General features: G+C 62.4%; 18 protein-coding genes. 10 read left to right on the top strand and 8 right to left on the bottom strand.

Features of this window, described 5'->3' with window-relative positions:
• Positions 1 to 427: multidrug resistance efflux transporter family protein (locus BV106_RS26505; RefSeq protein ID WP_265596092.1), on the bottom strand; the 427-nt coding region annotated here is incomplete at its 3' end.
• A 290-nt stretch (positions 428 to 717) separates the two neighbouring features.
• Here BV106_RS26505 and BV106_RS26500 point away from each other — a divergent pair.
• Positions 718 to 1,041: a GlsB/YeaQ/YmgE family stress response membrane protein gene (locus tag BV106_RS26500; RefSeq protein WP_063768001.1), complete on the top strand. Its 324-nt coding sequence runs from the start codon at positions 718 to 720 to the stop codon at positions 1,039 to 1,041.
• 463 nt (positions 1,042 to 1,504) lie between these two features.
• Here BV106_RS26500 and BV106_RS26495 read toward each other — a convergent pair whose 3' ends face one another.
• The 3 genes from BV106_RS26495 to BV106_RS26485 all read right to left on the bottom strand — a co-directional run bounded on the left by BV106_RS26495 (position 1,505) and on the right by BV106_RS26485 (position 5,844).
• Positions 1,505 to 2,707: a Gfo/Idh/MocA family oxidoreductase gene (locus BV106_RS26495; protein ID WP_038169752.1), complete on the bottom strand. Its 1,203-nt coding sequence runs from the start codon at positions 2,705 to 2,707 to the stop codon at positions 1,505 to 1,507.
• Between the two features lie 274 nt (positions 2,708 to 2,981).
• A complete protein-coding gene (locus BV106_RS26490) occupies positions 2,982 to 5,231 on the bottom strand; it encodes a serine/threonine-protein kinase (protein WP_051946362.1) in 2,250 nt (749 codons plus the stop codon).
• 19 nt (positions 5,232 to 5,250) lie between these two features.
• Positions 5,251 to 5,844, bottom strand: coding sequence for an ECF-type sigma factor (locus BV106_RS26485; protein ID WP_081892313.1), 594 nt, complete (start codon positions 5,842 to 5,844; stop codon positions 5,251 to 5,253).
• A gap of 435 nt (positions 5,845 to 6,279) precedes the next feature.
• On the opposite strand from BV106_RS26485, the gene BV106_RS26475 reads away from it, so the two are divergent.
• From BV106_RS26475 to BV106_RS26450, 6 genes are all read left to right on the top strand, one after another.
• Entirely contained in the window at positions 6,280 to 7,149 is an 870-nt protein-coding gene (locus BV106_RS26475) for a PEP-CTERM sorting domain-containing protein (RefSeq protein WP_038169749.1), read from the top strand.
• 52 nt (positions 7,150 to 7,201) lie between these two features.
• The gene (locus BV106_RS26470; RefSeq protein ID WP_265596091.1) at positions 7,202 to 7,432 is read left to right on the top strand and encodes a prepilin-type N-terminal cleavage/methylation domain-containing protein; all 231 of its coding nucleotides are present in this window, start codon (positions 7,202 to 7,204) and stop codon (positions 7,430 to 7,432) included.
• A gap of 137 nt (positions 7,433 to 7,569) precedes the next feature.
• The gene (locus BV106_RS26465) at positions 7,570 to 8,487 is read left to right on the top strand and encodes an endonuclease/exonuclease/phosphatase family protein (RefSeq protein WP_038169746.1); all 918 of its coding nucleotides are present in this window, start codon (positions 7,570 to 7,572) and stop codon (positions 8,485 to 8,487) included.
• 596 nt (positions 8,488 to 9,083) lie between these two features.
• Complete coding sequence (locus BV106_RS26460) at positions 9,084 to 9,434, top strand: transcriptional regulator (RefSeq protein ID WP_051946361.1); 351 nt, start codon at positions 9,084 to 9,086, stop codon at positions 9,432 to 9,434.
• A gap of 71 nt (positions 9,435 to 9,505) precedes the next feature.
• Positions 9,506 to 9,913, top strand: a complete 408-nt coding sequence (locus tag BV106_RS26455) for a hypothetical protein (protein ID WP_265596090.1) — start codon at positions 9,506 to 9,508, stop codon at positions 9,911 to 9,913.
• Positions 9,914 to 9,958: 45 nt separating this feature from the next.
• Positions 9,959 to 11,227: an RNA polymerase sigma factor gene (locus BV106_RS26450; protein ID WP_038169743.1), complete on the top strand. Its 1,269-nt coding sequence runs from the start codon at positions 9,959 to 9,961 to the stop codon at positions 11,225 to 11,227.
• Between the two features lie 85 nt (positions 11,228 to 11,312).
• Here the strand turns inward: BV106_RS26450 and BV106_RS26445 are convergent, their stop codons facing one another.
• Both BV106_RS26445 and BV106_RS26440 read right to left on the bottom strand, forming a co-directional pair.
• Positions 11,313 to 11,528 carry a hypothetical protein gene (locus BV106_RS26445; RefSeq protein WP_038169742.1) on the bottom strand — a complete coding sequence of 72 codons (216 nt, stop codon included), beginning with the start codon at positions 11,526 to 11,528 and terminating at the stop codon, positions 11,313 to 11,315.
• A 298-nt stretch (positions 11,529 to 11,826) separates the two neighbouring features.
• Positions 11,827 to 14,127: a TonB-dependent siderophore receptor gene (locus BV106_RS26440; protein WP_051946360.1), complete on the bottom strand. Its 2,301-nt coding sequence runs from the start codon at positions 14,125 to 14,127 to the stop codon at positions 11,827 to 11,829.
• Between the two features lie 255 nt (positions 14,128 to 14,382).
• Here BV106_RS26440 and BV106_RS26435 point away from each other — a divergent pair, with 255 nt between their 5' ends.
• The 3 genes from BV106_RS26435 to BV106_RS26425 all read left to right on the top strand — a co-directional run bounded on the left by BV106_RS26435 (position 14,383) and on the right by BV106_RS26425 (position 18,623).
• Positions 14,383 to 15,210, top strand: a complete 828-nt coding sequence (locus BV106_RS26435) for a hypothetical protein (RefSeq protein ID WP_038169741.1) — start codon at positions 14,383 to 14,385, stop codon at positions 15,208 to 15,210.
• A 307-nt stretch (positions 15,211 to 15,517) separates the two neighbouring features.
• Entirely contained in the window at positions 15,518 to 17,947 is a 2,430-nt protein-coding gene (locus BV106_RS26430; RefSeq protein WP_038169739.1) for a 2OG-Fe(II) oxygenase, read from the top strand.
• Between the two features lie 220 nt (positions 17,948 to 18,167).
• Positions 18,168 to 18,623, top strand: a complete 456-nt coding sequence (locus BV106_RS26425; protein ID WP_038169738.1) for a VOC family protein — start codon at positions 18,168 to 18,170, stop codon at positions 18,621 to 18,623.
• Between the two features lie 430 nt (positions 18,624 to 19,053).
• Here the strand turns inward: BV106_RS26425 and BV106_RS26420 are convergent, their stop codons facing one another.
• Positions 19,054 to 19,677: a response regulator transcription factor gene (locus BV106_RS26420; RefSeq protein ID WP_038169736.1), complete on the bottom strand. Its 624-nt coding sequence runs from the start codon at positions 19,675 to 19,677 to the stop codon at positions 19,054 to 19,056.
• 10 nt (positions 19,678 to 19,687) lie between these two features.
• Positions 19,688 to 21,760: a sensor histidine kinase gene (locus tag BV106_RS26415; RefSeq protein WP_265596089.1), complete on the bottom strand. Its 2,073-nt coding sequence runs from the start codon at positions 21,758 to 21,760 to the stop codon at positions 19,688 to 19,690.
• Positions 21,761 to 22,294: the final 534 nt, after the last annotated feature.

Here is a 22,294-nt window from a genome sequence, read left to right as displayed (position 1 = left end):
CCACGGCGGCCAGAGGGATGCGCTTGCGCTTGTCCCGATAGATGAACGGCGCGCAGAGCATGCCAGCGATGACCGTGAACTGGAAGCTGCCCGCGATCAGCCACGAGGGGCCGCTGGAGGCGGCGAAGGAGAGCAGGCAGTAGAACAGGAGAAACCCTATGACGCTGCACCGGAGCCACGCCCAGGGATGAGCCACCATGGCCCGCCAGACGGGGCCCATGCCACCCTGCCAGGACATGAGTGGGAGCAGCATCGGCAGCGTGATGAAGTAGCGCAGACACGCCGTCCATGCCCAGTGTCCGCCGCCCGTGGCGCTCACGCGATTGAGCACATAGGTCATGGTGAAGAACAGCGCTGCGATGAGCGCAATGCCTACCGCCAGCAAGGCCCGGGAGCGATCGTGTCCGTGAGCGGCGTCCTTCATCATGCGCACGGGGTAGAGGCAGAGGCAGGGGACGGCGAAGGGAGAGGGGTGGAATGCGCGAGAGGCGTGGGGCGCGTAGGACGGGAGGAAGGCATTAAGCATCTGTTACGCTCGGAGAAGGGCGCGGGATGATGCGTCTTGGCTGGCGAGGTGCTTGGTGCGTGGAGAGCTGCGCTCTATCCAAAAAACGAAGCATTGCCGTGGAGGGCGGCTCGAGCGTTGACTTTTGTTTCGACTGATCCTAACAATGGGTCGCTTGGGGCATCTTCTGGTCGCGTAACTGCAAAACTGTCATGACCTTTGCCAAAGTCATCGTGTGGATCGTCACGGGCTTGATCGCCGGGACGCTTGCAGGACGCATCGTCACCCTGAGCAAACCCGGGCTGGGCCGCTGGGTGCACCTCGGTATCGGCATGCTCGGAGCGGTTGTTGGCGGGCTCTTGTTCTGGGCGTTGAAGATCGATTTTGGATGGGAGGACATTCACATCAGTGCCGAGGATCTCGTGTCTGCGTTGATCGGCTCGCTGATCTGCATTTTTGGCTGGAGACTGATTCGCAAGTGGACTGAGGAGAAGGAGGGGAAGGGGAATGAAAAGGGTAAGGCGGTGCCGCCGTAGGGGGGGAGGGGGATGTGGGTGGCCCAGCAAGACAAGGAGCGGCGGTTTGTGTGGTTATACCCTATGACCTTGTGGTGTGGGTCAGGGGGCGTACGACTGAGCCGCCTAAAGGCGGAACTCCAACCCTGCCGGCGACTTTGCCGGGGTCGTTTGATCGTCAGCAGTCGATGCGGCGTCACATGAGCGGGGTTACAAACCCCGCCTCCCTTTGACCGGTTGGCGTGGGTCAGGGAATGTAGAAGAGCCGTCCCGGCTCTTTGGGATGCTGTGGGTGGTTATACCCTATGACCCGGAGGTGTGGGTCAGGGGTGGTGCGACTGAGCCGCTTAAAAGCGGTACTCCAACCCTGCCGGCGACTTTGCCGGGGTCGATTGATCGTCAGCAGTCGATGCGGCGTCACATGAGCGGGGTTGCAAACCCCGCCTCCTTTGTGCCTTCGTGCCTTTGTGTGAGAATACTCAGGTCACGCCTTCAGCCCTGCCAGATCCGGTGCAACGGGCTTCGTGTTGGCGATGAACTGATCCCAGGTCGCGCCGCCGGGTGTCTTGGCGGCGTATTCGCCGAACAAGGTGAACAAGGCGGATTCCACGGCACCCTCGATGGTGGGGTTGCCACCGGGGTCCTTGGCGGCGATGGCGGCGCGGAACTGCTCGACGTTTTTCTCTGAACCCGTGCGATACAGGTTGGTGGCGACACCACCGGGCCAGTAGGCTTCCTTGCCGCCGCGGATCATGACGCGACCGGCGAACTCACTGGTGAAGATGCCTTTGTTCCCGACGAATCGATTCCCGCACATGAAGGGGGATCCCCAGCCGTTGAACTGGCGGGAGGCGAAACTGACGGAGCCCTTGGCAAACTCAAAGAGCAAGGAGTAGTGATCGGCCACATCGCCGATGTCATCTGGGCGGGCGGCGCGTCCGCAGCGACCGGTGACGCGGGTGGGGCGGCCGAAAGCCCAGCTCACGATGTCCAGAGCGTGGATGTTCTGCTCCGTGATGATGTCCCCGGCGAGGTCGCGGTGGCGGATCCAATTCCGGAGACGGCCTTCCGGCTGGGCGTCATCATGCTTGCAGGGGATGAGCTCTGCCTCGTAGTGGCACTCACCGTAGAGGAGGTCGCCAATCGCGCCTTCATGCACGCGCTTGATGCCTTCCTGGAAGAACTCGTCACCGCGTGACTGCACATCGGCCACGACCACGATGCCCTTGGCGGCGGCATCTTTGGCGAGCTGGCGGATGGCCTCGCATCCGGCTACGTCGATGGCCATGGGCTTGGCAATGAGGACATGCTTGCCCGCGGCGACGGCATCGACGGCCTGTTGCACATGGAAGAACGGCGGGCTGTGAATGGCCACGGCGTCCACGTGCTCCAGCATCTTCTTGTAGCCATCCAGTCCCGTGAATTGCTTGTCGGCGGGGACGTTGAATTTCTCACCGTACGGCGTGACTTTGTCCGCGAAATAGTCGCATGCAGCGGCGATCTGAAAGCCGGGGTTCTCCACGATGATGCTGGAGACAAAGTTTCCTCGACCTCCGCAGCCGATGTTACCGATCTTGAAGACGGGGCCTTTGTAGTCTGCCTTTTTCGTCGTGGCCGGCGTCTGCGCGGCAAGCTGTGAGACCAGAGTGGCAAGGCCAGTCGTTTGGAAGAAGGAGCGGCGGTTCATAGGCTGGGTGGACTGAGGCGCAACAAGCAAAGTGGGTTTCAGTCATCCAATGACCCGGGGTAGCGAGGTGTAACGCGATTTTATGGAGAGGGAGTTGAGGGTGAGGGGGTGTTGTGATGCGCAGGTGGTTGATTTTCAGGCGGTTGTGCGTCGGGTTGGGTTGCCTGGGAGGATGCCGCGACTGAATGGCAGGCGTGCGCGTAGAGGAACCCTAGACCCTTCCGCATTCTCACGAATGCAGCCACGGGCCACGAGCTGCGTGTGCGGCTTCTTGCTACGTGCTGCTCTTCCGCCCGCGTGTTTGGGCTCGAACCTCTGATTCTGCCTCCCTCAGCAGCAGGGAGGCGACGGACCAGTCATACCACTTGAAGAAGATGACTTTCTCCTCGCTCACTTCATCCACTCTCGTGCGACGAATGACGGACTTGGCCAGTTTCAGCTCGGCCTTGGCGGCGTCCTCGTGGCCGAGTTTGAGGTGGCTCATGGCCATCATAGCGCGGAGTCCGGCGGCGCAGATCTCGCGGATGTTGGGAGCGGCCAGGGCTGCCTGACCAACCTCAAGGACCTTTTCATACTCACCCTTGCGATAAGAGTAGAGCGCCAGTGAATAGGCCTCCCAGGCGGGGAAGGAGCCTTCATAGTGCCCCTTCACCGCAGCCTCGCAGGTGGCGGCGGCATCGGCCATCTGTTGCAGCATTTCCGGTGAGGTCTTCACGATCAGGCAAGCCTTGAGGATGTGCTCGGCCTGGAGGGAGTCGGTGACCGGCAGATAACGCGAGAGGGTCTCGGTGCGGAAGGCATCGTAGGCGCTGCGATCACCCAGCTCCAACAACGCGGGGGCGGTGATGAGCAAGTCCGTGCCGCGCAGGACCTCCTCCGGGCGGGTCATCTGCGTGGCCTGGGCCATGAGGCGATAGCACTGCACGGCCTCTGCCCACTTGCCATAAGTGGCGTACCAGTTGCCCAGGGTCCTGAAGACGGAAGAGGCTTCCTTGGAGGGCTCGATGGAGACCAGCGGCGTCTGCTGGAGCAGCTCTTCTGCCTCGCTGATCTTGCCCTCACCCAGCAGAAAGGCGGCGCGTGAGACATTGGCACGGGCCTGGGCCTGCTGCCGGAGGGCCAGTTCCTGATCGCGGGACTTCTGGGCCTCCAGACTCAGGCGCTCCTGCTCACTGAGCGCCTCTTTCTCCCGAAGGTACAGCATCGTGGAGGCACCGAATCCCAGGAGGATCGCCGTGATCCCGGCGAGAGCGGAATAGAAGGGGATGCGATTGCGCCGGACGAACCGGGTGAAGGTGTAGAAGTTGTTGGGCCGGCGGGCTGTCACCGGCTTGTCCTGCAAGTGCCGCTTCAGATCCAGCGCCAGGGCGCTCGCGGTCTCATAGCGGCTGTTGCGGTCCTTCTCCAGGGCCTTCATGACGATGCCATCCAGATCACCCCGCACGGAGGCGAGCAGGCGCGCTGGCTCCGCCTGCCGGGCGGTGGCGATGGTCTTCAGCTCCTCCTCACCCACCTCCGTAAGCCGGGCGGAGGGCTTCAGGTGCTGCTTGTCCAGAATGAGTTTCCTCATACCCGCCATGCCGGCGCTCATCAATATCTTGCGATCAAACGGCGTCTGGGAGGTGAGCAGCTCATAGAGCAGCACGCCGAGGCTGTACACATCGCTGCGGGTATCCACATCGATGCCAATCATCTCCACCTGCTCCGGGCTCATGTAGGCCGGGGTGCCGAGGAAGTGATCGTGACCAGTGAGGCGAGGCTCCACCTTGGTGTCGGTGGCCACGGCCTTGGCAATGCCGAAGTCGATGACCTTGGCGACGGGTTGATGACGGGGGCCGCTCACGAGCACGTTGGACGGCTTGATATCGCGGTGGATGATCCGCTTGGAATGCGCGTGCTGGATGGCCTCGCACACATCGATGAAGAGGGCGATGCGCTGCCGCACATCCAGCTTCTCGCGATCGCAGTAGCTGGTGATGGACTCTCCCTCCACCAGCTCCAGGACGAAGTAGGGGCTGCCATTGTGGAAGCCGCCCACATCCAGCACCTTCGCGATGTTCGGGTGGTCCATGATGGCCAGCGCCTGGCGCTCCACATCGAAGCGGGCCTTTGTGATGGCACTGCCGGTATCGATCCAGAAGAGCTTGAGCGCGACGCGTCTTCTCACGGGCTGGGCCTGCTCTGCCTCATACACGATGCCGCTGCCGCCTTCACCGAGACACCGCACCAGAAGATAGTCCCCAATGCAGGAACCCACCTCCGGCGGACGATCTGCCGCCGCCGTAGTGGGAGACGTCTTCTGGGGGGGCAGGTCGCTCATGAGCTGCGTGGCCAGATGCGTGCGGGCCTCCCGCGCCTCCAGAAAAAACGAGGTCGCCTCACTGGCCGCGCCCAGGAGCGACTTCATCCGCTGCAGGGCCTGCGGATCATCCCGGAAGGTGAGTTCTAGGAAAGCTTGTTGCTGCGCCGCGTCCTCCAGCGACAGCGCGACTTCATAGATGGCTCCTTCAACGGCGGTGTTCACAGGCAGTGGCTCCGTGGCCCTAGGGTCGGTTCAGATCCTCCTGGATCATCTGGTAGAGGCGGGCTTTGGCAAAGGTCCACTGCCGTTCCACCGTTCTGAGGCTCTGCCCCAGCATGGAGGCGATCTCCTCACTGGTGGATCCGCTGAAGAACTTGAGCATGACGATGCGCGCCGCATGGGCGTCCTCCGCCTCCAGCCGGGTGAGGGCCTCATGAATGAGCAGGATGTGATCGCCATCCGCAGGCTCATCACTCTGGGAGAACGCGGGATCTTCTGTGAGCTGGCGTTTGACGGCGGACTTGGTCCGGGCCCGGTCCACCAGAATGCGCCTCATGGCCTCTGCGGCGGCACCAAAGAAATGAGCGTGGCTGTCCCAGTCTGACTGGGAGGTGGCCAGGCGCAGCCACGCCTCATGCACCAGGGCGGTGGGTTGCAGCGTCTGCAGCCCTGACTCGCGGAACAGCTTGGACGCCGCGAGCCGGCGCAGCTTCTCATACATCACCGGCAGCAATTCGTCTGAGGTGAGGCTGCCACTGGGAAGGACATCGCCTGGGTTGGCCGGTCCTTCTGCAGCAGTCTTCCCGGAGGATTCGGCAGGAGAAGAGGGGTTCATGAGGATGGGGCTGGAGCTTGTACGGCAATTAAACGCCTCCTCCAGCAGAGGTCCAGCATCAAGAGGAAAGATAGTCTTCACATCCCTGTCAGGCATTGCAAGGTGCGCAGGGGATTGCAGAAAAAGTGAGAAGTTTTGCAAAATCTTGGCGGACAGGAGATCGCGAATCCGCATCAACTCGCGCCAATGGTCGAATTGATCGAGATCAGAACTGCATACGAGTCCCTGGAGAAGCTGGAAACGGGATTCGCGCCGGGATGCAGTCTGATCGAGGTGACGAAATCGTCACCAGGGCAGCAGGGCGCGCGTGTGATCAGGAACACCGCTGCCGGGGCAGTCGTGCCCGAGCCCCTGTCGTTGCCGCCGCCCATCCGGGGCTGACTTTCCCAAGACGCAATTATTACCTGAACCCCATAAGCCGCCGCTTCCTTCCTCATGCTCCTTTCTCCTTCCACCGTGTGCAAAGCACTGGCCTCCTGTGCTGTCTTCGCCTGCCTCTCGGCTCCGGCGTGGGCGGCCACTGTGATCGATGCGAACTTCAACTCCGGCACCTTTGCGAATGCCGGCCTGTTTGACTTCAGTCTGCAGCGGAATCCCACGCTGAGTGCGAACGTTGGGGTGGGCGGATCCACGGGGCTGGAGTTTGGTAACAATGGCGGTGCTGTGACGGCATCGATGACCATCAGTTCCACCGTCACCTTCTCAATGTACGGGGAGTACAACGGGAATGCAGGAGTGAACGGCAGTGCCATGTCGTTTGGTTGGACCCGGGCGAACACGGAGTTCAACTCATTTAGCGGAGCTGGCACGGGCGTGACGGCGGCAGATACCATCCTGGTGGGGCTGGCCCGCACGTCCGATGGGGGATTCAGTCTCGGTGCTGCCAACGGGGCCACGGGGGCGGTAGGGGCTGCTGGCACTTACTTTGGCAACTCGGTGGCGACCTTGACCTCGGGCAACTGGTACCGCCTGGAGGGCACCATCACCTACGATGCCGTCACAGGCACGTTCACGTTTGTGGATGTCTCTCTGGATGATTTTGGTGCGGATGGCTCGGGTGAAGTCACGGCGAATGTCCTGAGCGGCACGGGCAAGACGGTGGTGGTGCCAGGCTTTGGCACGGTGGGCCGGGGTATCTTTGCCACGAACCAGGATCGCGGCGTCTTCTACACAGACAACTATTATATGGCGGTCACCCCGGAGCCCACGGTGCCGATGTTGCTGGTACTGGGCGGTCTGGCCCTGGTGGGACGTCGGCGCAGGCCGGTGCGGAGCAAGCTGAGCTATGATGCAGCTCCAGTCTGAACTGGCGCGGGTTCTGGGAAAGAATCTTCTGAAGACAGTGTCCCATCCTCACATGACTATTTCTGCATCTTCCTCTCCCTCACGCGGTGGCTTCAGTCTTTTGGAGGTGATGCTGGCCACGGGCATCGTTGGCGTCTCCCTGCTGGCCGTGGTGTGTCTTTTACCCGTCTTCATGGCCGTGGAGCAGGTGCCTCTGCCTCCGTCGCATGAGGCGGCCGCGCCGCCCGCTTGTGTGCTCGCGGAGTCCCCATCTGCCAGCGCGGGTGCGGGCAAGCTGAACTGAACGAATCGAATCGATCTATCCCAAGCTGTAAGAGTGATCTGCCCAGTCCATTGTCCATGAAGAACATCGCCTCCGCATCATGCCGTCCTATTGCGCGCCATTTCAGTCCACAGGGGCATGCCGCCTCCCGCCGACAGATGATACGAGGGCCCCTGGCTGGTCTGATGCTCGCGATCGGGCTGTTGCTTCTGGGAACCCAGGCGTCGCAGGCAGTCATTGTGGGCACCTTTAACATCCGGTACGACAATCCGAAGGACGGGGAGAACGGGAACGGCTGGCTGCAGAGGGCTCCGGTCATCTCGTCACTGATCCGCTTTCACCGGTTCGACGTGCTGGGGATCCAGGAAGCTCTGCACCACCAGGTGGAGGATCTGCAGAGCCAGCTTCCGGCCTATGCGCACACTGGCTGCGGGCGGGATGACGGCCACGATGCGGGGGAGTTCGCGGCCATCTTCTATCGCAAGGAGGCCTTCACGCTGAAAGAGAGCGGCACGTTCTGGCTCTCTCCGACACCGGATGTGCCCTCGATCGGCTGGGATGCCAAGTTCAACCGCATCTGCACCTGGGTGAAGCTGGAGTCGAACAAGACCCGCGAGACGCTGTATGTCTTCAACACCCACTTTGACCATCAGGGCACCACGGCCCGCCTGGAGAGTGCGCGACTCATTCTGACCAAGATCCATGAGATCGCCAACGGACAGCCCACCGTGCTCACCGGGGACTTCAATGTGGATCAAACCAGTGAGAGCTACCGGCATATTCATGACTCCCAGTTCCTGGTGGACGGCTTTGAAACCGCCGAGGAGCGCTATGCGCTGAACGGCACGGCCAACGGGTTTAAGGTAAGTACCTTCACTGACCGCCGCATTGATCACGTCTTTCACAGCCGTGGGTTCAAGGTGCTGCGCTACGGCGTGCTCACCGACAGCTACCGCTCGCCATCGGAGGATGTGTCGGAGACCGGCTTGGTCGCGTTTCCGCGTGAGATGAAGTTCCGGAACTTCCTGCCCCGGACTCCGTCCGATCACTTCCCGGTGCTGCTGGAGCTGGAGTGACCGGGCATGGCAGGGGCAGGGGCAGCTGGTGGCCGCCTTCGTGAGAATGCGGGAAGGTCCCGGGGGGATTTAGGCCGTGCGGAAAGTCTTGTCTCCGCGGCGGTCTCAATCAACGGTGCCTGACCGCGTTCTTACGAAGGCGGTCACGGCTGGCTGGGGAGGTGATGGGTAGCCCGGTGCTTGATGCTAGATGCTTGATGCTTGTGGATGCTTTCGTGAGAAAGCGTGCGTCGCCGGAGCCCAGCACGTTCGAACCACCGCAAGAGGCGACCTGCACCCCTGACCCGCAAGCAACCCTCCCTGACCGCCTTCTCACGAAGGCAGCCACGACTGACCGGGGAAGCTCGATGCTTGATACTTGTGGATGCTTTCGTGAGAAAGCGTACGTGGCCGGAGCCCAGCACGTTCGAACCACTGTAAGCCCCGACCTGCACCCCTGACCTGCAAGCCACCCTCCCTGACCGCCTTCTCACGAAGGCAGCCACGACTGACTGGGCAGGTCATCTCACCGCCCGCCGGCAACCCTTCCGAAAAAACTCTATTGCCAAGTTCCGCGATTCGAATACTCTTAAATCAAGAGTAATCTGAAACATAGAGTGAGTGCGGCCCATCCCATCGACTTTTCCAATCTGGACACCGCCGTTCACGGACCGGTGCGGCTGGGGGTGTTGACCGCTTTGCAATCCGAAGGACCGCTGGATTTCACGACGCTGAAGGCCCGGCTGAAGACTGCCGATGGAGCTCTGGGGCTGCACCTGCAGAAGCTGGAATCGATCCGCTATATCTCCGCCACGAAGCGCTTCATCGGCAAGCGACCCAATACCACTTACGAGCTCACGCATCCGGGGCGCACCGCCCTCTTTGAATACTTGTCTATCATGCAGCGGCTGATCGACTCGATGGATCTGGCCCAATGGGAAAAGTCCAAGCGCAAACCTCAACCCTGATCGGTAACATGGAAAATCAACACCCATCTCTTCCCCCAGTTTACCCCTCATCTGTGTCTGTCCAGCCCCCTATGTCCCCGCAACAACTGCGGTCAGACATGGACGCCATCCGTTCCGTCCTGGTGGAAGGTCCCGCGGGCAAAGGACCGCACCGGATCATCCTGGCTGGGGCAAACATTGTCTGTGGGCTCCTGCCCTTGGTTGCGGTGCCATTTATTCTTTTGGGCACGAGCGTTCCCATGCTCACTCATCCCAAACCAGATGGTGTGCTCATTGCGGTCCTCATCGGATTTGGTTTTTCCGCCTTCTTCGTCTGTCTGGCTCTGCCGTTCTTCCTGGCGGGATGGGGATTGTCTAAGGGGCGCAACTGGGCGCCGGTGGCAGCCATCGTGGCAGCGGTGTTGAACCTCATGAATGTGCCGTTTGGCACCCTTATCTCCATCTACACCTTCTGGGCATTGGCGAAGAACAAGCTGTAGTGGTGGCAGGTTGAAGTTTTCAGATTTCTAGTCGTCTCTGCGCCCATGTCGGAAACCCCTATCGCCCAGGTCCGGGAAACGCTGGACGGACTCTATCGCTCGGAATCGGGGCGTATTCTCGCCACGCTCATCCGGCTGCTGGGCGACTTTGATCTGGCAGAGGACGCGATGCACGACGCCTTTGCCGCGGCGCTGGAGCGCTGGCCGCAGGATGGGCTTCCTGCCAGCCCGCGGGCGTGGCTGATCTCCACCGGGCGGCACAAGGCCATCGACGGGTTGCGTCGCCGGGCACGGTTCGATGCCTCACAGGACAAGATCGCGGACCAACTGCTTCCCGGCGGCGACTTCGCCCCGGCGGATGCGGGGATTGAGGCGGACGAGAGTGTGCCAGATGACCAGCTCCGGCTGATCTTCACCTGCTGCCATCCCGCCCTGGCTCCGGAGGGGAGGCTGGCGTTGACCTTGCGGGAGGTCTGCGGGTTGACGACCGAGGAAATAGCACGCGCCTTCCTCACCACCGCGCCGACGCTGGCGCAGCGCATTGTGCGGGCCAAGGCCAAGATCCGGGACGAGCGCCTGCCGTACCAAGTGCCAGCGCCGGAGGAACTGCCAGCGCGTCTGGATGCGGTGCTGCAGGTGGTGTATCTCATGTTCAACGAGGGTTACTCCGCCTCAGCAGGGGCGTCGCTCACGCGGGCTGATCTTTCGACGGAAGCCATCCGCCTGGGGCGTTTGTTGCTGGAGTTGTTGCCTGAACCCGAGGGGATGGGGCTGCTCGCCCTTATGCTCTTGCAGGAGTCTCGCCGTGCCGCCCGGACGACGCCATCGGGTGAACTGATCCTGCTGGAGGATCAAGATCGCACGCAGTGGGATCGTGCCCTCATTGCAGAGGGCGTGAAGCTGGTGGAGCGGGCGCTGCTTTCGCGTCGCTTCGGCCCCTACACGTTGCAGGCAGCGATCGCGGCCGTGCATTCTGAGGCTGGCTCTGCCGCTGCTACCGACTGGCCGCAGATCGTGGCGCTCTATGGCCTGCTGGCGCGTGCCGTGCCCTCGCCAGTCGTTGAGCTGAACCGGGCCGTGGCCGTGGCCATGAGGGACGGGCCCGAGGCGGGGCTGGTGTTGATCGATGGCCTCTTCGCCCAAGGGCAGTTGAAGGAGTATCATTTGGCGCACTCTGCCAGGGCGGATCTGTGCCGCAGGCTGGGCAGGAAAGGGGACGCCCGGGCGTCGTATGAGAGGGCTCTGGCGCTGACCCAGCAGGAGCCGGAGCGGAGGTTCTTGGAAAAGCGGCTGCGGGAACTGGAGAGCCGGTGATTCGGTAATTCAGTAATTCAGTAATTCAGTAAGGCGGTGGGGCAGTGGGGCAGTGGGGCAGTGGCTGCTTGGGGGCAGCCTTGTGCTAGGGCTTTTGGCGCGCGATCCTCACTGCGAAGACCAGGGCGGCGATCATGAGTAAAAGGCCCAGCAGCGCCGCGCCGGGGGCGTCATCTGTCTCGCCGACATAGATTCCGCCAGCCGCGAGGGCTACACCGATGACGGCGAGGCCGAGCGCGGTGATGTACTTCGTGGCAGGGGATTTCACAGTGACGGCTCCCGGTATTTCGTGCTTGCTCATCGTGACCCAGGGTAGGCGTGCTGAATGAAGCTATGATGAACCGTGCGTGAAATCGAGATGAAATGGGGCGACTGGGTGGCGGCACGCTGGAGAAGGTAGAAGAGCCGTCCCGGCTCTTGGGGTTGCTGGGGGAATCGAGGAACAAGAACCGAGACGGTTCTTCTACAATGTTCAGAGCCTTGCCAAACCCAAACAAAACGCCCCGACACAGCCAAGAAGCCATGTCGGGGCAGACACTCTACCAAGGAGCGTCTAACGTCTAACGTCTAACTTTTCACTAACCACTTTTCACTTCCCCCTAGAAATTATACCTCAACGACACCTGCACGTTCCGCGGTTCGCCGTAAAACACGCCGTCGTAGAAGCCGACGTTCTGGTAGTACGTCTTGTCGAAGAGGTTGTTCACCACCACGCTGAGCATGACCTTGTCGGTGATGCGGTATTGCGCGTTCAGGTCGAAGACGAAGTACCCGTTCTGCTCGAAGTTCAGGCTGGGATCGCTGCCCCAGTAGCTGTTGTTCGTATCACTCTGCCAGCGCATGCCGCCGCCGAGGGAGAGCTTGTTCAGCTTGCCGGGCAGGCGGTAGTTCGTGGAGAGCACCACCATGTCAATGGGGGCGCTGCTGTTGGCGCGGGCGCCGAAGTCGTCCTTCGTGCTCACGTGGGTGTAGCCGGCGTTGATCGTCCAGTCTTCCGTGATGCGGCCGGCCAGCTCGAGCTCAAAGCCCTGGCTGGTGATGGGGCCGGTGGAGATGGAGGGGTAGGTGCCGTCCGGGAAGGGGTTGGACCAGTCGCTGATGTAGGAGTTGTCCTGCTCCGTCTCAAACACGCTGAAGGTCGCGATGAGGCGCTTCTCGAAGAACTCGGCCTTCACCCCGGCCTCGATGTTGGAGCCGCGGATGGGGTCGATGATGTTCCCGTTGATATCGCGGCCCATCTGGGGCTCGAAGATATCCGTGTAGCTCACATAGAGGGAGGTGGTGTCCGTCACATCCCATACCAGGCCCGCGTACGGGGTGAACTCGGCGTCCACACTGGCCACGTTGTCATTGTACAGGTGCTTGCCCTTGGCGTCATAGTTGTCCGTATAAGTCTCCCAGTTGCTCAGGCGGGCGCCGAGGATGAGGGAGAGGGGATCGGCCAGGCTGAAGCGGATGGAGGCATAGCCGCCGTACTGCTCCACATAACGATCCGCGCTGGGCGTGCCCTGCTTGGGCTCGGTGGGGTTGCGATCCAGCTTGAAGGCATTCGGGATGTCGGCGGGATAGCTTGATGAGGAGTTGGTCCAGACGGGCGTTTCCTCGAACTGGCTGTACTGGAAGCCGGCGGCGATCTTGTGTTTGCGGCCAAAGAGGTCAAACGCCCCCGCGAGGTGCAGGTCGGCGTTGTCGCGCGTTTCTTCCATGTACGTGTTCGCGAACCACCAGCTCATGCCGGTGCCGGTGGTCAGGTCAGGGAAGCCGCTGCCGGCGTAGCCAATGACGTTGTCCGTGCTGCCCTCGGTGTGGGAGTACCCGGCGCGGATGCTCCAGTCATCGTTGAACTTGTGCTCCAGCATGGTGAAGAGCGTGCCGGTCTCCTTTGTCCAGCGGCTCCAGTCGGCCGCCCAGTTGGTGGAGCGGGGGAGATTGGCGGGTGTGCCATCCGCAGCCCAGTAGGGCACTGCGCCCCAGGAGGCACCGCGGGGATCGCTCTTCTGGTACTGGTAGCCCAGGCTGAAGGTGGTGTCTTCCGTCAGGTCGGCCTCGATGATGCCGTACAGGCCGAACTGCTCCTCGCTGTACTGGTCGAGGAAAGAATTCCGCTCCTGGTAGAAGCCGACAAAGCGCGAACGCACGCTGCCGTCCTTGGTGATGGGGATGGTCACATCGCCCTCGCCGCGGTAGTACTCCCACGTGCCGATGGTGGCCGCGATGGAGCCGCCGAACTCACGGCCGGGGCGCTTGCGATTGAGATTGATTGTGGCCGAGGGGTAGCCGGGGCCGGAGAGCAGGCCGTTGGAGCCACGCAGGATGTCGATGCTCTCATAGAAGGAGGTGTCATACACGGGCGTCGCGCCCCACGACTCATTGGCTCCCGTGAAGTAGGGCATGCCATCCACCTGGAACTGGGTGATGGGGAACCCGCGGGCGTAGTAGGAGGTGCGCTCCGTGTCCAGATTCACCACGGTGATGCCGGGCGTATCAGCCAGCACCTCGGCGATGTTCGTGAAGCCTTCCTGCTCGATGCGCTGGCGGTCCACGATGGTGACGGACTGCGGCGTCTCGCGAATGGTCAGGGCCAGGCCGGTGGAGGTCGAGGCGGGCACGGTGGTGATCGGGGCCTCCGCCGTCGCGGTCACCGTGACGGTGTCCAGCTCCTGGGCCGTGCCGGAAGCCTGAGCACTCGCGCCAGCGGCAGGGGCGGGGGCGGGATTGGTCGTAGAGGCCGGGTTGTTGCTGACCGGGGCTGTTGCCGCGGCAGCCGGTTTGGCAGGGGTTTCAGGCTCTGCCGCCACCCCGGTGAGGGGCAGGCAGGCCAGGGTCGTGGCCAGGAAGCCGACGAGGGTAATGGGGCGGGAGTGAGCGGGTCGTTGCTTAACGCAATATCTTTGAAGCATACTCGGCCCCCTTCGTGGGCGACCTCCATAAGGTCAAACTGATAATGCGATTGCGTCTCAAGAGTGGCAAGCTGGGGCTAATCGGAGATTGAACGCGGGCTAAGGGCTACGTGGAATCCGTAGGCGCGGGGCCGGGGAGGTGCGGTTTTCCGGGCGGGGATCGGGTAGGAAAAAGACTGTTCGCATGAACAATATGTCTGGAAGGTTTTTCCAGCCGGTGCTAGCTGTTTGGGGAACTGAACTCCTCTCAAACCGATGGCCAAGACTGATCCGTATTTCCGCTTTCCCCTGAGTGCTCTCACGTATGGCAGTCTGCCTTCGGAGTGCCTGGCTGCGATCATTGACTACTCAGTGGTGTCTGCGGGAATTGGGGCAGAGCAAGGCGACAATGATGCCTACGCTGATTTGGTGGATGCCAATCCGCTCCCTGATCCTCCCACTGAAGAAGAGATGTACCACGACACTTGGTATGGCAATGTCTGTGCTGGCGCCTTGCTCACCGAAGTAGAGATTGGTGATTGGCGAGGTGCCAAAGATCGTTACTTCGAGGTTTCAGGCCACTGCCGCGGATTTCCCAAATCTGCCCTGGTCACGATCAAGGCGGCGTGGGTGTGGGATGCGTTGGAAACGGCGTTGCGGGAAGAAGGGAAGGAACCCAGAAACGGGACACCAGGCGGCTGGGTGACCTGGAGGGAGTTTCGAGTGCTCTGCGCAGTGTTGTCCGTCATCGGGGCGAAGTCCTTCGCATGGGCTTCCACCAACACCTTCCTGCACCGAGTCTGCGGCTACACCTCTGCATTGGCGCGCAGTCAGACCAAGCTGCCGAATCTGGAACACTGCCAGCCTCTGACCCGCTGGATGCTGGAGGGAACTTTGAATCGATTGGAGGAGCTCCGGTTCTTCTTGAGAGTGCGTATCTCCAAGTCACCCACCGGGCGCGGCGGGCGTACGGCGTACAGCATCCGCCACGAAAGTCGGGAGGCGCTCATCAAGGAGATCCGCACCCCGAAGTACTCGAAGACTGGCGACTACCGCAAAGCCGACTACAACCTGTGGACCCAGAACTCGGTCCCCGTGCCATAGATTCCAGAATGAAGCCTCAAGTGTGCAGCAAGTAATCAGCAACTTTCCAGCAAAGCACCAGCAACTTTCCAGCAACGCACCAACAACAGCAGGCGCAAGTCATGCTCAAGTACCCCCGCAACATTAATGAGAAATGCCTCCAAGGAGAAAGGCCTATAATAAAAAAGACCGAGGGATCGGCTCTCGAGAGAGTGAGAGAGAGGACGGGGAAGGGGAGGCCCTGCCTGGACAGGGAGCCAGTGAGAAGAGGGAGGTCAGGTGCCCTTTGACCTTCGCCCCTGGCTAGATAGTTTCGCCAGACTCACGTATGTCTCGCCAGGGCTTCCAACTTACCTACAACCGCTCCCTCGTGTCGCTGGAAAAGATCTTGGACGCCGTGAAGCGTTCTGGGGACTACTGCTGCTCCGGCACGCATGAGACGCCGATGCCGAAGATCGTCGTGGAAGGCGTGGGGGTACTGTCGTTCCCCATTCCTGCGGACCAGTCCCGCCGGGTGATCGAGGTGGCGGCGGAAAAGGCCCCCTATGGGCGTGGAGCCGAGACGCTGGTGGATGAGAAGGTGCGCAAGGTCTGGCAGATCTCGCCCGAGCGGTTAGAGATTACAGGGAAGGGGTGGGAACGCTCCTTCAAGGAACTGGTGGGCGATGTGGCGGAGGGCCTGGGGTGCGAGGAGGGCAGCGTGGTGGCAGAGCTGTACAAGATGCTCGTGTACGATGAGGGCGGCCATTTTGCCCCGCACCGCGATACCGAGAAATCACCCGGCATGTTCGGCACCCTGGTGGTGACGCTTCCTGCCAGCCATGAAGGCGGTGATCTGGTGATCCGTCATCGGGAGCAGGAGACGGTGCTGAGTCTCTGCGGGGACGAGCCCGGGGAGGTGCGGTATGCCGCCTTCTACGCGGACTGCGAACATGAGGTGCGCCCGGTGACCAAGGGGTACCGGGTCTGTTTGGTCTATAACTTGATCGCCACCGCCAGCGGAGCCTCTGTGATGGCCCCGGACAATCAATCCGCAGTGCAGGCCGTGGCCAGAGTGCTGCGCGACTGGGGAGCCTCTGGTGCGGCCCCTCAGAAGCTGGTGTACCTGCTGGAGCATCATTACACCCAGGCGGCCATCTCCTGGGCGGGCTTGAAGAACAGCGATGCCGCCCGAGCCAGTGTGCTGCATGCGGCAGCGGCGCAGGCCGGGTGTGCCATCTACGTGGGCATGGTCCACATCGAGGAGTACGGTCAGGCTGACTTCAACCAGAGCTTTGACAGCCGTTACGACTACGATGACGGGGGCGACGACGAATCCAACTACGAGGTGGGCGAGGTTGATAATGGCGACTATTACATTGACCAATGGCGGGACCCTGAGGACACGTCGGTGGCCTTTGGCGAGGTTCCCCTGAAGAACGAGGAAATACTCCCCACGGGGTTCCTGGATGGGGAGGAGTCGGATGATGTCCATTTCACCGAAGCCACTGGCAACGCGGGCATGTCCTTTGAGCGCACGTACTTGCGCGCTGCGCTGGTCATCTGGCCGGAGAGCCGGTTCGATGACATATGCATCTCCAGCGGTATAGACGGCGCCCTGGTGCGTTTAGAGAAGCTGGTGGATGCCGTACAGGCTTCCACCAGTGAGGCGGTGGCGGTGGCCTGGAAAGCGGCGGGGGAGTTTGCCGCGAAGCTGCTCGCCTCCTGGCAGGATCATGACGCTCAGGCGTCCCGGCTTGCAGCCCTGCTCCAGCAACTGGTGCGGCTGGCAGACCGGGAGGTGCTCTGGATCGCGGTGCAAAAGATCCCTTTGAACAAGGGCTATGACTCCAGTTTGAACCCGGTGCTCATCGCCTGTGTCGGTGTCTTGAGCCTGGAGCAGATGCAGTCTGTGCTGCGGCCTTTGTTTGCGGACGATCGAGCAGAACGCTTCGCGGATCTGCTGCAACTCTGGCTGGAACTGGCGCGGGTGCTCCCGGCCCAGGCGGAGCTTCTTGAGGTGGCCCTGGCCGCATTGACGAAGTCCGCCGAACCCGAGGATGCGGCTCCCGCCAAACCCTCCCCGCTCCTCAGCGCCTACGCTTTCGACCGGCAGTTTGCCGAGTTGCGTGCAGCCCAGCAGGCGTATCGCGCTCAGGGCAGGTCTCATCTGAAGCTGACTCCGACGCTGCTGGCAGAGTTTCTCTCCGCCGCCAGTGTTGCGGTGGGGAGCGGGCCAGCCTGCCGATTCGTCAATGCCATCACCAGCAACCCCAAGGCCTTCAAGCCAGACAGCCTGCTCCTGCCTTGTCTGGAGCAGTTGTCGAAGCGCGAGACGGCAGGCGATGTCGTGGTCTCGCACCTCTGGCGGCAGTTTGCCTCGGCGTTGTTGCGCCGCAGCGGATCCCCGCCCGCTGAGCCCAAGGATTGGGCGCAATCGGACAAGATAACCGGTGCGGATAAGTTCACCCATCTGAAGGAATTGCAGGTCTTTGCCCGCGACCCAGAGTCTACCACTCACCGGTTCAAGGCGCGTCAGGACATCCGGTCCCAGATCGAGCGGGCCATTGAGGCGCAGCGGTTGGACATGGTCCACGTGACCGAACGCAAGGGCACGCCCCAGACCCTGGTCGTCACCAAGACCCGCACGAGATACGAGGTCGCCCGTCAGCAGTATGAGAATGATTGCCAGCAGATGACGCGGCTGTTGAAGTTGCCGTTGGCCGAAGAGGCTGAATCGGAGGAAATAACGGGGGAACTGAGGAAGGCGCTTGGATGAGACTTGAGATTGGGGGCAGGGACCAGAGAGTTCTCACACAAAGGCACGAAGGCACAAAGGGTGAGGAAGCTCCTGTCGCACATTGGGGGCGGGAAGGTAGAAGAGCCGTCCCGGCTCTTGGGTGCATTGGGTGAGTCGGGGAACAAGAACCGAGACGGTTCTTCTCCAGTCTCCAGTAGCGCCCTATTTCCTGGTGCGAGATCTGTGCTACATCTCCGTCATGGCGATCCGCTCCAAGTACGTTCACACGAATCTCACCGCGCGCGACTGGCGTCGGTTGGCGGCTTTTTATCAAGATGTCTTTGGCTGCGTCCCCAAGCCGCCAGAGCGTGATCTCTCCGGCGCGTGGCTCGACAGTCTCACGGCTCTGGACAACGCCCACCTGACCGGCATGCACCTCACGCTGCCAGGCCACGGCCCCGATGGGCCAACGCTGGAGATCTTCAACTACGACCAGATGCTGGAGCGCCCCGAGCCCGTCGTGAACGAGCGCGGCTTCGGCCACCTGGCCTTCCTGGTGGAGGATGTGCCAGCAGCTCTCCAGGCGGTGCAAGACGCAGGCGGCGGCGCCATCGGCGAAGTGGTCCGCACCGTGGTCTCCGGCGTGGGTACGCTGACCGTCGTGTATGCCAAAGATCCCGAGGGGAACATTCTGGAACTGCAGAACTGGAGTTGAGGCCGCCCGCTGCGCGGGAGACACCAGACTGCCAGACATCAGACGCCAGACCTGAGAATTCTCACACAAAGGCACGAAGGCACAAAGGGGGGAAGCTTAAAGTAGTGCTAGGCTTTAGCCTGGCGGCGATTGACGGGAGACGTGCGATTGCCAGGCTAAAGCCCAGCACTACTTTGGTGGCATCGGCCTTGGATGACCAAGTTATCCTAAACGTCCGCCGGCAGGGTTGGAGTACCGCCTTTAGGCGGCTCAGTCGAATAACTCAAGACTTCATCTAAGGTTATAGGGCGTAACACCAGCAACCCCCGCCTCTTTTAGGCTTCCCGGCTGGTGTCGCCCTGGGCAAGGTAGAAGAGCCGTCCCGGCTCTTGGCAGCGCTGGGTGATTCGACGAACAAGAACCGAGACGGTTCTTCTACAATCCCCACTCATCACACCCGGATAATCCCGCGACGGATCGCCTCAGCCGTGGCTTGGGCGCGGTCGTTCACGCCGAGCTTCTCCAGGATGTGGGTCACGTGGCGTTTCACGGTGTCCTCCGTGATGCCGGTGGCGGCGGCGATCCGTTTGTTGGATTGGCCGCTGGCGATGAGTTCCAGGACCTCACGCTCGCGCGGGGTGACGGTGAGGCGAATGCGCTGGCTCTCCAGGCGCTGGGCCAGCTCTGGGGGCAGGGAGGTGCCGCCTGCGGCCACGCGGCGCAGGGCGTCCAGCAGCTCCTCGCGGGTGGAGGATTTTTGCACATACCCGGCCGCCCCAGCGTTCAGCGCAGCGAGGATCTCGTCCTCATGGGAGAAGGTGGAGAACACCAGGATGCGCGCCTCGGGGTCGTGCGCACAGATCGCCGCCGTGGCCTGCACGCCGCTCAGGCCGGGGAGTTGCAGGTCCATGAGCACGACACTCGGCCGCAGGCGTTGGTAGGCCTCCAGTGCCTGATCACCGCGCTTGGCCTCGCCGATGATCTCGATGTCGTCTTCGATCTCCAGCGCGGCCACGAGGCCGCTGCGGACGACGAAGTGGTCATCGACGATGAGGAGGGTCAGCGGGGTCGTCATATGAGGGGCCTCAAGCGGCGGTGTTCAGGGGCAAAGTTATTTCCAAGACGGTGCCCTGGCCCGGGGCGGTGCGCCAGTGAGCGGTCGCGTTCAGCTTCTCGCAGCGCTCCTCGATGCCGATGCAGCCGAATCGGCCCGCCTGGCCGTGATGCCGCGCCTCGAAGTCAAAGCCCTGCCCGTCATCTGCCACGGCAATGCGCAGGCATTGCGACTGCATATGCACCCGCATTACCACATGCAATGCCTGGGCATGTTTCAGCGCATTGGTCACGGCCTCGCGGGCGATCATCTTCAGGTGGTGCACGATGTGCGAAGGCAGCGCGGGCAGCGGGGAGTCTGCCTGGAACTCCACAGCGGGGCCGCAGTCGTTGGTGTGCTCTTCTGCGATCTTGGCCAGCTCGGTCTTGAGGTCCAGCGCCTCATGAGAGGGCTGGCGCAGCTCGGAGACCAGGCTGCGGGTTTCCTCATGGATCTGGGAGACGAGCCGACGCGAGGCCTGCAGCAGGCGGCCGCTTTTCTCATCGGCACCCCGCGCCTTCACGGCATCCAGCCGCAACGCCAGCCCGGTGAGCCCCTGCTCCAGGGTATCATGAAACTCACGCGCGATCCGCTGGCGCTCCTCCAGCGTGGCCTCGTGCTGGATCTGGCGGCGGAGCGCCTGGGTCTGGCGACGCACCTGGCGGCGCAGGAAGGCAATCCACAGGGCGCAGAGGGCCATCGCCAGCAGCAGCAGGCCTACGGCCAGTGCGAGTCGCCGCGCGGTCCACCACGGCGGGGCGCTGAGCACCGCGACATCGCTGGCCGAGCGGGCGCGCAGATGCGCACTGCGTGGCGTGGAGGTCGTGCCAGAGGCAGTGTTGGAGTCCACCAGGCAAATGCCCGTCACCTGCACGCGGGCACCGGCGGGCAATTGACGGCCATCTGCGGGCATCTGCACGCGGAGCGAGCGACCCCCTTCCTGGAGCACCAGCACGTGACCGTCTTCGGTTTGGAAGCTGCTCGTGAGGTCGGCCGTCACGGTGACGAGATCGTTGTCATGCTTTCCCTTGATGAGGTCCGCCAGGCTCACGGCGATCGCGGCAGGCACCGGGCCGGGCTCTTGCCGCAGCACCTGCGCATGCACCAGAGAGGCGCTGAAACGCTGCATCTTGGGGAAGCCGATGACCTCCACCCGCGTGCCCAGGGGCAGGGGCAGATGCTTGAGCATCTGCATCCGCAATGCGGTCGCATCATCCCGCACAAAGATCTCTCCATCCGGAAAAGCAGCGATGACCGTGCCTGCGATGCGCACGCGATGCCTGTCCTGGCCGAGCGCATCGAACGCCAGCAACTTGCTGCCGGAGATCAGCGGCATCTCGTTCTCTGGAGGCGCGGGCTTGATCACCTGCAGACCGCTCCAGTCATGCACCCAGGCGATGGCTTGCACCAACTGCCGACGCTGGTTCACGCCGCCTGCGGCCAGGCCCTCGATACGGACGCGGCTGTCTGTGAGCAGTCTGCCTTCCTGTGGCGGCGCGCAGATGCGCACCTCCAGCAGATCCTGCCCAAGGGCCAGGGTCAGGATGGAGCGTGATTCATCGCTCGTGGGCACCACCGCATGCACGATGCCCTCCACCGCGATGCGTTGGAAGAAGTAGCGCCCCGAGAGGATGTCCGCATAAGTTGTCGGCAGAGCCGGGGGCAGCTCCCGATGCCCCAGCTTCACATAGCTCGCCTGCTCGATGCCCGGCAGGTACGTCCCCGGGGTGGTGACCCCTTTGACCTGGACCTCATCGCCCGGCTGGAGGGAGGTCTCGTTCTGACCGCGGAAATAGGTGCCCGCCGTGCTGTCCTGGATCACGATGGCCCCGTTTGGCCCCTCGATGAAGACGACCGTCCCGCGGAGTTCCACCGGCAGCTTCTTGGCCGCCTCCTCCTCGCGCAAGGAACGCACCTCCACCGCCGTGGTGAGCGGGGCCTCGGCAGCGTGGGCGGAGGGGAGGATGAGGCCGCTCAAGGCCACGCAAAGGCCCCAGGCCATGGCCATCCCGGCCGCACGCCGTTGGCGCGGCGGGCTGGGGTGGGGTGTTGGCGGCAATGACATGTGCGAGGCTAACGGTACTTTATCCGGCAGGCGGTGCCGCAGAGCAATGTAGAAGAGCCGTCTCGGCTCTTGGGGGCGCTGGGGGATTTGAGGAACAAGCAGCGGGATGGTTGTTCGAGGCTGTTGAGCGCAAAGTAGTGCCGGGCTTTAGCCTGGCGGCGGAAGACGGGAGACGTGCGATGAGCCAGGCTAAAGCCCAGCACTACTTTCTTCCGGCAGGCGTTGTTTTGGGAAAGGTAGAAGAGCCGTCCCGGCTCTTGGGGCGCTGGATGGTGCGGGGATCAAGTACTGGGACGGTTGATCAAGGCTGGCAGCATAAAGGAGCCGGGGGGGCCTGCCTTGCGGTGTGTGGGGTGTGCGGAGCGGGGCGAGGATCGAGGGACGTTTGGATGGTGAGCCGGTTGGGACAACCGGACTACGCCTGTGGCGACCTCTCGTGCGAGAGCTCAGGTCTTGAGTCTTGTGTCTTCTAGTCTGGCGTCTCCCGCGCAGCGGGCAGGGCTAGGAACCCCCGCCTCGTGTGACTGAGCCGTC

The sequence above is a fragment of the Verrucomicrobium sp. BvORR106 genome (assembly GCF_000739655.1).
Lineage (GTDB): Bacteria > Verrucomicrobiota > Verrucomicrobiia > Verrucomicrobiales > Verrucomicrobiaceae > Verrucomicrobium.
The sequence above is the reverse complement of the archived record's forward strand: the minus strand, read 5'-3'. Positions and strand labels throughout refer to the sequence as shown.